Source organism: Streptomyces oryzae (genome assembly GCF_017676365.1).
GTDB lineage: Bacteria > Actinomycetota > Actinomycetes > Streptomycetales > Streptomycetaceae > Streptomyces > Streptomyces oryzae.
Genome location: NZ_JADKMA010000180.1, coordinates 1 through 16,360, shown reverse-complemented (window position 1 = coordinate 16,360; position 16,360 = coordinate 1). Strand labels below are relative to the sequence as shown.

Sequence of the window (16,360 nt, the reverse complement as noted above, 5' to 3'; positions counted from 1 at the left end):
CGTGGAACCCGGCGCCCACCCGACGCGACAGCCGGGCCACCGACCTGCCCACCTGCAGAAATGACCGCCCCCGAATGAGCCGAAAGGGCCCGTCAGCAAGCTGACGGACCCTCATGCAAGATCGAGGTTAATCGTATGATTGCGACTGCATGGAGTCCTGTTGGGCTCGGCGTTTTTTCTGCGGTTCACCGGGCACCCTTTTCAGGACGACGATTGTTGTCGTCGGTCGGTGAACAGCGGTCGGTGAACAGCGGTCGGGGAAGAAAGGAAAACGCCGTGATCCCTGCCCTACCTCCGTTCCTGGCGGGTATTGTTCTTGCCCCTCTCGTCAAACGGATTGCCAAGCCCACGGCGCGCGGGGTCGTGAAGACGTCCGTGGGGATCGCCGCGGGGGCAAAAAAAGTCACGCATGAAGTCGGCGAGGAATTCGACGACCTGAGGGCCGAAGTGGCAGCCGGAAGCATTGTTTCGGAGGACGGGGCTGTGCAGAAAAGCGGCAAGGGTGGGAAGGTCCTGGGTTCGGGGAACCCGGGCACCGCCGTCGTGGCCGCCAGGAAAGGCTCCGATAGCTGACAAGCGAGAGTCGGCCCAAATCACCTGTCGGCATGAGAACCGGTGGTCGCAGATGTCCCTTTCCACGGTTGCCGCGTCACCTTGTCAGCGATGGAACATGCAGGATATAAGGCTGCGGTCGTCCCTGCCGGGGCGGCAGCGCTGGCACATCAGATTTCTGGAAGGACGTCCCCGTTTCGCCGACGTCCTCGCCATCGTCCTCCGAAGGGTCCCGGAGATTACCGCTGTGCGCGCCAGCCCGGTGACGGGAAGCGTGCTGATCCATCACGACCCCACGAGCGCGTCGGAAGAGGTGGGGGAACGCCTCCGACAGGCCCTTCACGCCGTGTGCGCACGGTTGGAGGACACGAGGGGAGCGAATGCCCAACAGCAGGCAGCCGGGGCGCCCCGCGAGCGAGACACCCGGCCCGGAAGAGTATGCGGCGGTCTCCGGCCGTCGAGGAGCGGTGGCAGACGCACGCTGTTGCTCGCCGTTGGCGGCGCGGTCACAGCAGTAGCCCTGGGCGGAGGAGGGCTGCTGAGCAAGCCCCTGGTCGTTCTCGCGGCGGCTGGTGTGACCACAGCGGCCCTCATCCGCCGTGCCTGGCGAAGAGCAAGCTGTCCGAGCGGCTTGGCGCAGCCTTCCGCGGCGCAGGAGAAACCGTCCCGTCACCCCATGGGCCGGATCATCGGTCGGCACCGGCGCCAGGCTGTGCTCGCATCCTTGCTGTCGGCGGGGGCCCAGGCCGCCGAGCTGGTGATGTACCTCTTCATTGGCTGGATGCCGCTCGTCCTCTTCCGGGGAGAGAGCACGCTGCTTGCGCGGCTCGGACTCGGCTCGGCAGCCACACAGCTCTGTGCGCTCGGTGTTGCGGCTACCCTCGTCCGTGTTCTGGTGACGTTCCTGTCGTACCGTGCTGACGTCTCGTGGCGAGGGCTCGGGCAGGACGTGCAGCACACGTGGCGGTCCGAGGTGTACCCGCACGCACAGCGCCTGGAACTGCGTCACCTGGAGGACGAACGGACGACGCGGCTGGCTGGCGTACTCACCGAGGACATCAGCCAACTGGGAAACTTCGTCGCTACACGCCCCGACGAAGTGATCAGACTCGCCACCTGTCTGCTTGGGATGATTCCCGCATACCTGCTGCTCGCTCCTCAGATCGCATGGATCGCCGTCGTGCCGGTCCCGATCGTCGTGTGGCTGTCTCTGGACCACCAGGAACGGGCCGCGGCCGGGCACGCGGCGTCAGGTGAGAGAAGAGCCCAGCTGAACAGCCAAGTGATCAACAGCTTGGCGGCGAGTGCCACGGTCAAGAGCTTCCGTGGCGAGGAGCATGAGGCCGTTCGGTTGGAGGAGCTGAGCAACGAGTACCGGCGCAGCAGCTGCCGGACCGACCGCAGCACGGCACTGTACGCCCAGTCCCTGCACGCGGGCGCCGCGACGTCGTTCCTTGGAACCCTTCTGCTAGGCGGACGTGCGATGCTGAACGGCGCCCTCTCGCCCGAGGCTTTCAGCGCGCTCATCGTCATGCCCCAGATGGTCATCTGGAAGCTGACCAGTCTGGGCGGCACGGTCGAGCAGTACCACCGGACCCTCGCCGCGCTTCACCGTGTGGAGTATGTGCAGAGCCTGCCCGCCGAGTCACCAGGCGAAGGCCGCCCTCTTGACTCCCGGCGGGTCAGAGGCGAAGTGGTCCTCGACCGAGTCACGTTCTCCTATCCGGGGCGCGAACCGGCCGTGCGGGAGTTGTCAATGCGCATCGCGCCCGAAAAGACCACCGCCATTGTGGGCGCCACCGGGGCCGGGAAGTCCACCATCGCCAAACTCCTCACGCGCTTTTACGCGCCTCAGTCCGGGAGAGTGCTTCTCGACGGTCAGGACATCCAGGCTCTCCGCCTGGATGACCTGCGCAGCGCGGTCGGCTTCGTCTCGCAGGACGCCTCACTCTTCGACGGGACGGTTGAAGAAAATCTCCGCTACGGCAGCTTCGACGCCGACCGTTCGGACATCGTCCGGTCGGCTCGGATAGCCCAGGCGAGCACCTTCATCGAGGCTCTGCCGGAGCGGTACAACACGGTGATCGGAGAGCGCGGGGCCGCACTCTCCGGCGGGCAGCGGCAGCGCATCTCCCTCGCCCGGGCCTTCCTGTACGGCCCGCCGATCGTGGTGCTCGACGAAGCCACCTCAGCGGTCGACAACGAGACCGAAGCAGCCATCCAGCGCACCCTGCATTGGTTCTCCAAGGACCGGACGCTCATCGTCATCGCGCACCGGTTGTCCACCATCCGTCACGCGGACAGGATCTACGTGCTGGACCAGGGCGGCATGCTGGTCGAGGAGGGCACCCACCACCAACTGCTGGCCAGGGACGGACTCTACGCGTCGTTGTGGAGCCTCCAGACCGGTGAACCGCTCAGTTGACACCGGGCTGGTGGGTCTCGCCACGGAACACCGGCGCTGCTGTCCCCTCAGCTGGCGGGACCCGGCTGACCCAACTCGCCCGGGATAACGAGGCTTCGGTGCCCACCGCGTACCGCTACTTGCGCGAGAGGCTGACCGTGCTCGCCGACGACGCCCAGGACCTGTCCACCGCGCTGGAACGGGTGGCGGGGCCGCCGGCTACACCCATCTCAACCTGGACGGCACCATCATCCGCACCGGCCGCGTCGCCGCCCCCGGTCCCAACGGCGCCGGCCTCTGGTGGTCGGAGGAAGCACAGGCACCACGGCGGCAACGTCCAGGCCGTCTCCGCCCCGACGGCTGGCCGACCTGGTCTCCCTGGGTCCGCCCCGGCCGCGAGCACGACACCACCTGCGCCCGTACCCAGGGCCTGATCGACGCCCTGAACTGGCTCATCACCGCTCTGGGAATTCCTGCCCTGACCGACTTCGGCTATGAGAACGGCCTCGTTGAGGGAGGTTTGAGCCGCACACTCGGACGCTCACTCGATGAGGTGAACCGTCACCCGGCTGGTGTGACGCCGAAAGGCCCTGGAAAGGCCCTTGTGGAGCGGATTTTATTCCCCTGAATGACGAGTCAGGTGCGCCAAGAGAGCCCTGTGACTCAGTCGTTGCCGTCTCTCGCACGATTTCCGAATCGGGAAGTGATGCTGTGACATCGACCACGGGTCGCCCTTCTTCCGCAGACAGCCCTACCCAGTCCGCGATGTCCGGTGCCACGGGGACAGAAGGTTCTGATTTCAGCCACGAACTGTCGCGAGAGTCACTGCTGCGGCTGGCCCGCCGTGAAATCGGTGCCATTCATGTGCCCGGATTCTGCCCCCAGGGTGTCGCGGAACAGGCGGCCCGTAAAGCCCTGCAACACGACGCACTCGGCAATTACCACAAGAAGCACACCAGCACGGTGGGCCGCGTACACATGCCGCACATCGATACGGCATGGAACGCCGAGAAGATCAGCCGCTATCACGATGCCGCACTGCCCTCCATCCACGACGTACGCTCCATGTTCGCCCCGCATCTGTCACCCATCGACCATGTGCGGCTGCTGCTCCAGGAGTACTGGCCGGGCGGTGCCAACCTGCTACGGCTACGCGGCCGTCCTTGCTACATCGGTGCGCTTCGGGTGTTCCAGCCGACGACTTCCACCTTCTACCCGCACAACGACCACATCTCCCAGGAGACGGACGCCCCGGAAAGCCACGGCGTCGTCGAGCAGTTGGTCGCCAACGTGTACCTCAGGGTGCCCGACGAGGGCGGCGATCTCCAGTTGTGGCGGCGCGACCCCACCCCGGCGGAGACCAGGACGATCCTGGAAGTCGAGGGGCTGGATCCCGATTCCGTCGAACCACCGGTTCATGTGATCCACCCGCAGGCCGGGGATCTCATCATTTTCAGCTCCCAGATGCTGCACGCCGTCACACCTGCGCGGGACGGCCACCGGGTGGGAATGGCGGCCTTCATCGCATGTAAGGGGCCTGACGAGCCCTTGCTGTACTGGAGCTGACCGGCATGAGCCGCCGGTCGTCCGCTGACGGCATCCCGCACTCCCTGTCCGCCTTCCAGCAGGCCATCTTCCGATCCCGTTGACCCAGCCCGTGCTGCAGTGTCACCAAATGTCGGTCGTCGAAAGGTGTCGTCCTCCATGGCGTTCGAGGTCCATGACCGCAACCGATACCCAGTCGCACCGACGGAACGGAGCACGGCCGACGGTCGTGGAAGGAACCCGCAGACGCTCGGCGAGCTGGTCACGGGGCAAGCCGCTCGGACGCCGGAAGCCGTTGCCGTGGTGTGCGGGGACACCAGCATGACGTATGCCGAACTGGAGGCTGCCGCCAACCGGCTGGCACATGTGCTCCTCGGCCGAGGCGCGGGCCCCGGACGCATGGTGGCACTCGTGCTTCCGCGTACCGAGGAACTCATCGTCGCAGCCCTGGCCGTGCTCAAGTCCGGTGCCGCGTACCTGCCTGTGGACCCGACCTATCCGGCGGAGCGCATCCGCTTCTTGCTGGAGGACACCAGCACGGCCCTGGTGGTCACCACCGTCGCGGAGTCCGTGACCCTTCCCTCGGGCCCCGGAGCCGGCGGGAACATCCCGCGCCTGCTCCTCGACGACGCGGAGGGCAGGCGTCTGGTGGCGGCGGCGCCGCACCAACCGGTCACCGACGAACACCGCGCGCGGCCGCTGATGGCCCAGGACCTGGCCTACGTCATCCACACCTCAGGATCCACGGGCAACCCCAAGGGCGTTGAGATCACGCACGCCAATGTCGTCCGGCTGTTCACCTCGACTGCCCACTGGTTCGGCTTCTCCCCGGACGACACCTGGACGCTGTTCCACTCCTATGCCTTCGACGTCTCGGTATGGGAGATGTTCGGCCCGCTGCTGACCGGAGGGCGGCTCGTCGTGGTCCCGTACGACGTCAGCCGGTCGCCGTCGGCGTTCCTCGCCCTTCTGACACGCGAGCGGGTCACTGTGCTGTGCCAGACGCCGACCGCGTTCTCCCAGCTGGCGAGTGCCGACCGCGCCGATCCCGCGGTGCTTCGCGAAGCCCCGCTCCGCCTGGTGATCTTCGCCGGTGAGGCGCTGGACCCCGCCCGGCTGGAGGACTGGTGCTCCCGCCACCCACAGGACGCGCCCCGGCTGGTCAACATGTACGGCACGACCGAGACCACGGTGCACGCCACATACGTCGCGTACGGAGCGGACTTCGCCCGGCCGGGTGCGCCGAGTGATATCGGTGTGGCCATCCCGGACCTGCGGCTGTACGTCCTCGATGACCGGCTGCGTGAGGTATCCGAGGGGAGCGTGGGTGAGCTGTACATCGCGGGGGACGGTCTGGCACGCGGGTATCTGAATCGTCCCGGTCTGACCGCCATGCGCTTCGTGGCCTGCCCGTCAGGCCTTCCCGGTGAGCGGATGTACCGCACGGGCGACCTGGTTCGGCGCGGTGCGGAGGGGGCGCTGGAGTACATCGGCCGCTCGGACGACCAGGTCAAGATCCGCGGTTTCCGGATCGAACTGGGTGAGGTGGAGGCCGCACTCGCCGCCCACGAGGAGGTGTCCGAGGCGGCCGTCGCCGTCCACCGTGACGCTGACGACGGTTCCCGTCTGGTCGGCTACATCGTGCCCCGTCCGGACGCTGCGAGCGTGCGGTGCGCCGCCGATGCGGCCGGTCACGACACGGTGAGCACGTGGCGGCAGGTGTACGACCGCCTCTACAGCACGCCGGACGCCCAAGAGGCCGTCCTGGGGGAGGACTTCTCCGGCTGGACCAGCAGCGAGGACGGCCGGCCGATCCCTCTTGAGCAGATGCTCGAGTGGCGTGACGCCACGGTCGCCCGGGTGCGGGCTCTGCGGCCTCGCCGCGTCCTGGAGATCGGTGTCGGCACGGGCCTGTTGCTGGCGCACCTCGCCCCGCACTGCGAAAGCTACTGGGGCACCGACCTGTCACCGGAGGTCATCACCACGCTGCGCCGGAAGGTGGCGGAGGACTCGGAACTGGCCGGCCGCACGGTACTCAGCTGCCAATCCGCCGACGACTTGGAGGGGCTGCCGGAGGACGGCTTCGACGTCGTCGTGCTGAACTCCGTGGCCCAGTATTTTCCCGACGCCGACTACCTGCTCACCGTGGTTCGCGGGGCGCTGAGCCGGCTCACCCGGGGCGGTGCGCTCTTCATCGGCGACGTACGCGACCATCGCCTGGCCCAGCACTTCCATACCGCCGTGCACCGTGCCCGGAGCGGTTCTCCCGATGCGGACGCTGAGGCGGAAGCGGTGCGACGGAGGATGGCGCGGGACAAGGAACTGCTTGTCGCCCCCGGCTACTTCACCTCGCTGCCGCACGACGCGCTGCCCGAGGTGAGCGCAGTCGACATCCGGGTCAAGCGCGGGCGATACCACAATGAACTGAGCCGGTACCGATACGACGTCGTGCTGCGCAAGGGACCGCTCGAAACCGTCTCGCTGGCCGACGCCCCTCGCGCGCGGTGGGGCGGCGATGTGTCCGGACTGGCCTCACTGGCGCGCTGTCTCGGCGAGCGGCGGCTGCCGTCTCTGCGGGTGACGGGAATCCCCAACGCCCGGCTGCGGGACGGATCGGCGCCCGGCGAGGGGGTGCCCGCAGCCGACCCGGAGGAACTGCACCGGGTAGCCGCCGCCGTCGGATATCACGCCCTGGTCACCTGGGCGGACGCTGAGGACGGCAGCCTGGACGCCGTCTTCCTGCCCGCCGGCGCACAAGGGGCGCAGGACGGCCCGCAGACCCTGGGCCCAGCGGACGATACCGCGTACACCGACGTGTACCTGGAGTCCGGGCACGGCACAGCGGCATCGCGCCCGCTTACCAGCAACCCCTCAAGGTGGCGCGTGAACGCCCGGCTGGAGGCGGACGTCCGCGCGTTCACCGCGGCGCGGCTGCCGTACCACATGGTGCCCTCCACGGTCGTCACCCTCGACGCGCTGCCGATGACGGTGAACGGCAAGCTCGACCGGCGGGCGCTTCCCGAGCCGGACCCGGACGTCCCGCGCGGTGCGCACGGCGGACGCGCGCCGCGGGACGCCCGGGAGGAGATCCTGTGCGGGCTTTTCGCGGAGACGCTGGGTGTGACAGCGGTGGGACCGGACCAGGACTTCTTCGACCTCGGTGGTCACTCCCTGCTGGCGACCAAGCTGGCGAACCGGGTCCGTTCCTCCTTCGCCACGGAACTCGACATCCGGGAGGTGTTCGACACCCCCAGCCCGGCTGGCCTGGCAGCCCGGCTCAGCCCTCGGGGCCGGCGTCCCGCGCTGACAGCGCAGGAGAGTGACCCGTCGGAGGTGTCGCTGTCTTTCGCGCAGCGGCGGCTGTGGTTCCTGCACCACCTGGAAGGGCCGAGCCCCGCTCATCACATCCCGCTGGCGCTCCGCGTCTCGGGGGACCTGGACCGGGCGGCGCTGGACGCCGCGCTGAGCGACCTCATGGCACGGCACGAGCCCCTGCGCACCGTCTTCCCCGGAGGCGGCGCAGAACCCTTGTGCGCCGTCCTGCCGCCAGAGGACGTGCCGTCCCGGCTGACCGTCGTCGAGGCCGATCCACACCGTTCGGAGCACGAGCTGCTGCGCGATGCCGCAGGTCAGGTCTTCGATCTGACCGTGGAACCGCCACTGCGTGCCCACCTGTTCGTCCTCGGGCCCGAGCAGCACCTTCTTGCGCTGACGCTCCATCACATCGCTGCTGACGGCTGGTCCCTCGCGGTTCTGTGGAAGGACCTCGCCCACGCGTACGAACAACGCTGCCAGGGCCGCCTCCCGGAATGGGACCCGCTGCCGGTGAGCTACACCGACTACACGAGGTGGCAGCGCGCCCTGCTGGGCAGCGACCTCGACCCCGACTCGCTCGCGTCCAGCCAACTGGCGTACTGGAAAGAGAAGTTGGACGGGTTGCCGGACCGCATTCCGCTGCCCTGGGACCGGCCGCACCCGACCGCCGCTGCTCGCAGCGCCACGTACCGCGTCCAGTGGGACGGCGAGCTTCACCGCGCGGTGCGTCGACTCGCGCGGGTGTGTGGGGCGACGCCGTTCATGGTGGTGCAGGCCGGGCTTGCAGCGCTCCTCGCCCGGCTGGGGGCAGGAGAGGACATCCCGATCGGCACCGCCGTCGCAGGACGTACCGACGAGCACCTCCACGACCTCATCGGCCTCTTCGTCAACACCCTCGTGCTCCGCACGGACACCTCTGGCGATCCGACGTTCCGTACCCTGCTCGCCCGGGTGCGCACGAGCGGCCTTGAGGCGTACGCCCACCAGGACCTGCCCTTCGATCGGGTGGTGGACGCCCTCAACCCGACCCGGTCATTCCACCACCCGTTCTTCCAGACCATGCTCGTCTGGCAGAACACGCCGGAGGCTGTCCCGCGACTGTGCGGTACCGCTGTCGAGCAGCTGCCGCAGGACACCGGCACGGTCGCCACCGACCTGGAGATCAGCCTCAGCGAGGAACCCGATGACGCCGGGACCAGTTGTCTGACTGTCACCGTCGACTTCAACGCCGCACTCTTCGACCCGGAGACCGTCGAGAGCCTCATTGAGCGGCTGCGCCGCACGCTGGAGAGCTTCAGCGCCGACCCCGACCGGACGCTCAGTCAGCTCGACGTCCTCACGCACGACGAAAGGACCACGTTCGACGAGGGGCGGAACGCCACCTGCGACGCCGCGCCCGAGACACTTCTGCCGGAGTTGTTCGAAGCCGTTGCGACACGGAACCCCGGGGCAGCTGCCGTCACTTTCCGCGCCACGACCCTCACCTACGGCGATGTGGACGCCAGGGCCAACAGGCTGGCGCGGCTGCTCATCGACAACGGCGCCGGGCCGGAACGGACAGTGGCCCTCGCGCTGCCCCGCTCGGCAGAACTGGTCGTCGCCATCCTGGCGGTGCTGAAGACAGGAGCGGCCTATTTGCCGCTGGACCCAGCCCAACCCGCCGGACGCATCGAGTACATCCTGAGCGATGCCCATCCGGCACTGCTCGTCACCGTTGAGGAGACGGCAGGGGAGCTGCCCGAGTCCGGTGTCCCGCGGGTGCTTTTGGACGAGACCCGCACCGTCTCGGCGCTGCGCCGTCGTTCCGCCACCCCCGTGGGCGACGATGAACGCCATCATCAGCTGCTGCCCGAACATCCGGCGTATGTCATCTATACCTCCGGATCGACCGGGGCCGCCAAGGGCGTAGTGGTGCGGCACGGTAGCGTGGCCCGGCTGTGCTCTGACGCCACATGGTTCGACTTCCGCGCGGACGACACGTGGGCGCTTTTCCACTCCTGCACCTTCGACTACTCCGTGTGGGAGATGTGGGGAGCCCTCCTCAACGGCAATCGGCTCGTCGTGGTGCCCGCCGAGGAAACCTGGTCTCCACGTGAACTGTTGCGGCTCCTGGTTGAAGAGCGCGTCACCGTCCTCAACCAGACGCCCTCCGTCTTCGGCCCGCTCACCCAGGCCATGCGCGATGAACCCGAGCTCACCCGCAGGCTGGCGCTGCGGTGCGTGAACCTCGGCGGTGAAGCGCTCACGGCCGCGACAGTCGAGGAAGGGCGCGCGGTGTTGCCCGGCCTGCCCTTCGCCAACAGCTACGGCCCCACCGAGTCGACGGTCGATGCGACAGCCGGATGGCTCGAGGACCCCCTTCCGGACGGACAGATCCCGCCCATCGGCCGCCCGCTGAGGAACACCCGGGCCTATGTGCTTGACACCATGCTGCGTCCGGTGCCACCTGGTGTCGCAGGTGAGTTGTGTCTCGCAGGCCCCCTCCTGGCACGCGGCTACCTGGGACGCGCAGCGTTCACCGCCGAGCGGTTCGTGGCGTGTCCCTTCGGGACGGCAGGCGAACGCATGTATCGGACGGGGGACATCGTCCGTTGGCGCCGGGACGGCGCGCTGGAATTCCTTGGCCGGGCGGACGACCAGGTCAAGATCAGGGGCTTCCGTGTGGAACCGGGCGAGATCCGTGCGGTGTTGAATGATCACTCGATGGTTTCCGCCGCCGAGGTCGTTGTCCGCGAGGACCGGCCCGGGGATCGGCGTCTGGTGGCCTATGTTGTCGCCGCCGGGGGGAAAGCCGCCGACGTGTCGGCTCTCAGGCGGTATCTTGATGAGCGTCTGCCCGCCTATCTGGTGCCCGCGGCCGTGGTCGGACTGGCGGAACTGCCGCTGACGACCAGCGGGAAGCTGGACCGTTCCCGGCTGCCCGTGCCCGACTACCTGGCCCAGCCCCCGCGTTCCGGCCGTCGTGCCCCCCGCAACGACCGAGAGCGGACGCTGTGCGGCCTCTTCGCGGAACTTCTCGGCGGGGAGAGCGTGGATGCGGTCGCCCCGGACGACGACTTCTTCTCCCTCGGAGGCGACAGCATCATCGCCATCCAGTTCGTCAGCCGGGCGCGCCGTGCGGGCTTGGCCCTTACGCCCCGTGACGTCTTCCGGCACCGGACTGCCCAGGCCCTCGCGGCACGGGCGGCCGACCTCGCGGTATCGGCTGCCGAGGATGGCACCACGGGCGACGACAGCGGCCCGCTGCACCCGACACCCATCATGCACGCGTTGCGCGAGACGGGCGGGCCGGTGGCCGGGTTCCACCAGTCGGTGCTGCTCCAGGTGCCGCCCTGCCTCGACGAGCGCCATCTGGCCACCGCGTTGCGCGCCCTGGTCGACCACCACGACGCGCTGCGGCTGCAGCTGACCCGGGTGGGCGGCGTCGTCTGGAACCTGGACATCGCTCCGCCCGGGCAGCACGGTGGCCCGCCGGTTCTCCACCGCATCGACGCCACTGAGCTGGACGAGGAAGCCCTTGCAGAGGCAGTGCGCGCCCACAGCGACGCCGCCCGCTCCCGCCTCGACCCCGAGTCCGGCCAGACCGCCGGCCTCGTCCAGGCCGTCTGGTTCGACGCGGGCCCGCATCACCACGGCCGACTCCTGCTGATGGTCCATCACCTCGCTGTGGACGGGGTCTCCTGGCGCGTCCTGCTGCCTGACCTCGCCACCGCCTGGCGGGCCGCCGTCGCGGGAGATGAGCCCGCCCTGGAACCCGTGGGCACCTCCCTCCGCGCACGGTCCCGCCAACTGACCGAGCTGGCTCAGCGTCATGACCGTGTGGCTGAACTCCCGCTGTGGACCGGGATGCTCGACGCTGCCGACCCGCCGCTGAGCGACCGGCCACTCTTGGCGGACCGGGACGTTGCCGCCACCGTCCGCCGACTCACCCTCAGCCTTCCCCCGGAACGCACCGCACCCCTGCTCACCGACGTCCCCGCCGCCCTGCACGGTGGGATCGACGACCTTCTGCTCACCGCCCTGTCTCTGGCCGTCACCGACTGGCGCCGCCGCCGCACCGGCTCCCCGGACACCACCGTCCTGCTGGAAATCGAGGGACACGGCCGCGAGGACGTCATCGACAACGCCGACCTGGCCCGCACCGTGGGCTGGTTCACCAGCGTCCACCCGATGCGCTTGGACCCCGGGAGTGCCGACGTCGCCGCGCTCCGCCACGACGGCCCCGCCCTCGACCGGGCCTACCGGCGGGTCAAGGAGCAGCTGCGCGCGGTCCCGGACAACGGTCTCGGGTACGGGCTCTTGCGCCACCTCAACCCGCAGACCGGTCCTGCCCTGGCCCGGGGGGCGTGCCCCAGGATCGGGTACAACTACCTGGGCCGCCTGCCCGTGGCCACCGGCGAGGATTGGGCGCCGGCTGCCGGTTCCGGCGGCATCACCGGCGCGGCTGACCCGGCCATGCCGGTCGAACACGTCATTGACCTGGACGCGCTGACCGAGGACCGGCCCGGCGGCCCGGTGCTGTCCGCCACCTGGTCCTGGCCCGGTGCCCTCTTCGACGAGGAGGAGATCCGCGACCTCGCCAACACCTGGTTCGGCGTCCTCGACGCGCTCGCGGCCCGTGCCGGCCGGCCGGACGCCCGTGGCCGTACCCCGGCGGACTTCCCGCTGGTCTCCCTGACCCAGGAGGAGATCGAACGCCTGGAAGACGACTGCCCCGAGCTCACCGACGTGTGGCCGCTCACGCCGCTCCAGGAAGGTCTGCTCTTCCATCACCTCTACGACGAGGCGGCCCCGGACGTCTACACCGGCCAGTTCGCCGTAGACCTCGACGGCCCTCTCGAGGCCGACACCATGCGGGCGGCCGGCCAAGCCCTGCTGGAGCGGCACCCCGCACTCCGTGCCGTCTTCCGGCACCAGGGCCTGCGCACCCCGGTACAGGTGGTGCCACGCCCGCAGGCCATCACCCTCCCGTGGGCCGAGCACGACATCGTGGACCTCACCGGTGACGAGCAGGACGACCGGGCGCGTGGGATCGCCGCCGCCGAGCGCACAGCTCGCTTCGACCTCGGGCAGGGGCCTATGCTGCGGCTCGCCCTGCTGCGCCTCGCACCCGAGCGGCACAGGCTCCTGCTGACCACCCATCACGCCGTTCTCGACGGCTGGTCCGGGCCGTTTGTGCTGCGGGATCTGTTCTCTTTGTACGCGGCAGGCGCGGACGCGGGCGCCCTGCCGGCTCCCACACCGTGCGAAGACTACTGGCGGTGGCTTGCAGCGCAGGACCGGACGGCGGCTGAAGCCGCGTGGGGACAGGCACTGACCGGAGTACGCGAACCCACACTGGTGGCCGCGCGGGCCGCCGCCGACGGAACGGTCGAACACCAACGTGTACGGTCCACGCTGTCCGCGCAGCTGACGGCGGACCTCACCGCATTGGCCCGACGCAGGGGACTGACCCTGAACACCGTGCTCCAGGGCGCCTGGGCCGTCGTATTGCGCTGCCTCACCGGGCAGGACGACATCCTGTTCGGCACCACCGTCTCCGGGCGCCCGCCCACGGTGCCGGGCGCGGAGGACATGGTCGGCATGTTCAACAACACCGTGCCGGTCCGAGTCCGCCTCGACGCCGGCGTCCCCTTCAGCCAGGTGCTCTCCCGCCTCCAGGACGAGCAGGCCGCCCTGCTGCCCCACCAGCACACCGGCCTGTCCTCCCTGCACCGCGTCAGCGGCCACGACCCTCTCTTCGACACCCTCCTCGTCTTCGAGAATCTCCCCCAGGAGGAGAGCGAGGCCGTATCCGGAACCGGCGGTCCCTTCCACATCGCCGGGGTCGACCTCACCGGAGGTACGCACTACCCGCTGAGCCTCGCCGCGATTCCTGGCGAGAGGCTCGGGCTCAAGCTCGGCCACCGGCCCGACGCGTTCGACACGGCGACCGCCACCGCCACGCTTGACCGGCTGGAACGCGTACTGCGGGCCATGGCATCGGACCTCGACCGGCCGGTGGACGATTTGGCGGTCCTCTCCGCGCAGGAGCGTTCTCTGGTGCTCGATACGTGGAGCGCAGGAGCCGGACCGGCCCCGGCCCCGCGTCCATGGCCGGACTTTTTCCGGGCGCAGGTGCAACGCACTCCCGACGCGGTGGCCGTCGTCACCGAGGGCGCCACGCTGACCTATGCAGACCTCGACGCGGCGTCCAACCGGCTGGCCCGGCTGCTCACCGAACACGGCGCCGGCCCCGAACACCTGGTGGGGTTGGCGCTGCCGCGCTCCGCCGACCTCGTCGTCGCGCTGCTGGGGGTACTCAAAGCGGGCGCTGCCTACCTCCCCCTGGACCCGGCCTACCCCGCCGAACGCCTCGCCCGCATGGTGCGGAACGCTTCCCCAGCGCTGCTGCTCACCGACAGCGGGACCGCGGGTACGCTTCCGCCCGGCGACATCCCCCGCATCTTGCTGGACGCGTCCAGCACCCGCGCGCGGCTCGCCGACCTCCCCGACGACCCCGTCCGGGACGGCGACCGCACGGCCCCGCTCCTGCCCGGACACCCGGCCTATGCCATCCACACGTCTGGCTCGACGGGAGAGCCGAAGTGTGTCCTTGTCCCCCATGAGGGCCTCGCAGCGCTGGCCGCCGACCAGATCGAACGGTTCGGTACCGGACCGGGCAGCGTCGTACTGTTCTTCGCCTCGGTGAGTTTCGACGCGTCCGTCTCCGATCTGTGCACCGCACTCCTCTCGGGCGCCGCCCTGGCTGTCGCACCCGCCGAGGAACTCCTTGCGGGGCAGACCCTCGTGGACGCCGTCGGAAGGTTCGGCGTCACACACCTGAAGGTTCCCCCGAGCGTGCTGGCCGCCCTGCCCGCGGGAGGACTGCCCCCGCAGGTGTCCCTCGCGGTGGCGGGCGAATCATGCCCCGAGGAGCTGGCGCGGCAGTGGCAGACCACCCACCGCCTCGTCAACGTGTACGGCCCCACCGAGGCCACCGTCTGCGCGACCATGGCTGGGCCGCCGCTTCCCGCCGGCGTACCACCGATCGGCAGGCCGCTCGCCGGGGTCCGCGCCTATGTCCTCGACCGCGCCCTGCGGCCCGTACCACCAGGGGTTCCCGGTGAGCTGTACCTCGCGGGAACAGGCGTGGCCCGTGGTTACCTGGGGCGGCCGGATCTGACGGCGGAGCGGTTCGTGGCGTGCCCGTACGGGGCGCCCGGTGAGCGGATGTACCGCACCGGCGATGTGGCGCGCTGGCGCGTCGACGGACAGCTCGACTTTCTCGGCCGTGCTGACGAGCAGGTCAAGGTGCGTGGCTTCCGTGTCGAGCCGGGGGAGATCCGTGCGGCACTCACGGGCCACCCGGCTGTCTCGGCGGCGGAGGTGGTCATCCGTGAGGACGGTTGCGGGGATCGTCGTCTGGTGGCGTATGCGGTGCGGTCGGACGGCGGTGCGGAGCCGACGCCTGCCGGGCTGCTGGGGTTTCTGCGGGAGCGGCTGCCGGGGTATCTGGTGCCGTCGGCGGTCGTGGTGCTGGAGGCGCTGCCGCTGACCCCCAACGGAAAACTGGACGAGCGGGCTCTCCCGACGCCTGGTTCCGCCGTCACCGGCCGTGGTCCTCGCGGCGCGCGCGAGGACATTCTCTGCGAGTTGTTCGCCGAAGTTCTCGGGTTGCCCGCCGTGGGAGCGGAGGACGACTTCTTCGAACTGGGCGGTCACTCCCTGCTGGCGACCAGGCTGGTGAGCCGTGTCCGGAAGGCTCTCGGCAAGGAACTGACCATCCGTGCCCTCTTCGAAGCCCGTAGCGTGGCAGCGCTCGCACGCCACCTGGACGATGCGGCCCAGGCCCGCCCCGCGCTGACGCCGGGCGACCGCCCGGAGCGGGTGCCCCTGTCGTTCGGCCAGCGGCGGCTGTGGTTCCTGTATCAGATGGAGGGCGCGAACCCCACTTACAACGTGCCGTTGGTGCTCCGTCTGCGGGGGGAGGTGGATGTGGAGGCGCTCGGTGCGGCGCTGGGTGATGTGGTGGAACGGCATGCGGTGCTGCGGACGGTGTTCGACGTCGCGGAAGATGGTGAGCCATACCAAAGGACGCTGCTCCCCGAGCGTGTCGGTCAGCTCCTGACGGTGACTGATTCCACGGGGTTGTCGGATGCGGAGTTGGTTGCGGCGGTTGGTGAGGTGGTGCGGTACGGGTTCGATTTGGGGGTGGAGCCGCCGCTGCGGGTGGAGTTGTTCGAGTGTGGTGGTGGTGTGTGGGTGTTGGTGGTGTTGGTGCATCACATTGCGGCGGATGGGTGGTCTGCTGGGGTGCTGTGGCGGGATGTGGTGCGGGCTTATGGTGCGCGGTTGTCGGGGGAGGCGCCGGGGTGGGAGCCGTTGCCGGTGCAGTATGCGGACTTCGCCGTCTGGCAGCGGGAGTTGCTGGAGGGCGCTGCCGGGGAAGGGGCTTCGACGTCGCGGCAGGTGGAGTTTTGGCGGCGTGAGCTGGATGGGGTTCCGGTGGAGTTGGCGTTGCCGTATGACCGTGCCCGTCCGCGGGTGGCGGGGTGTGAGGGG

At 69.4% G+C, this 16,360-nt stretch carries 4 protein-coding genes and 2 pseudogenes; all 6 read left to right on the top strand.

The annotated features are described in order from the left end of the window. The first annotated feature begins 135 nt into the window (after positions 1-135). Complete coding sequence (locus tag ITI46_RS27195) at positions 136-573, top strand: DUF5132 domain-containing protein (RefSeq protein WP_209242549.1); 438 nt, start codon at positions 136-138, stop codon at positions 571-573. Between the two features lie 52 nt (positions 574-625). Then, positions 626-838 (top strand): annotated as a pseudogene (locus ITI46_RS35130) (HMA2 domain-containing protein); the annotation flags it as partial. A 390-nt stretch (positions 839-1,228) separates the two neighbouring features. Next, positions 1,229-2,977, top strand: a complete 1,749-nt coding sequence (locus ITI46_RS27190) for an ABC transporter ATP-binding protein (protein ID WP_247746658.1) — start codon at positions 1,229-1,231, stop codon at positions 2,975-2,977. Positions 2,978-3,033: 56 nt separating this feature from the next. Next, positions 3,034-3,458, top strand: a pseudogene (locus ITI46_RS27185) (transposase family protein); the annotation flags it as partial. Positions 3,459-3,721: 263 nt separating this feature from the next. After that, positions 3,722-4,522 carry a 2OG-Fe(II) oxygenase gene (locus tag ITI46_RS27180; RefSeq protein ID WP_209242548.1) on the top strand — a complete coding sequence of 267 codons (801 nt, stop codon included), beginning with the start codon at positions 3,722-3,724 and terminating at the stop codon, positions 4,520-4,522. Between the two features lie 300 nt (positions 4,523-4,822). Beyond that, the coding region (locus tag ITI46_RS27175; RefSeq protein ID WP_443742837.1) for a non-ribosomal peptide synthetase at positions 4,823-16,360 on the top strand (11,538 nt) is incomplete at its 3' end.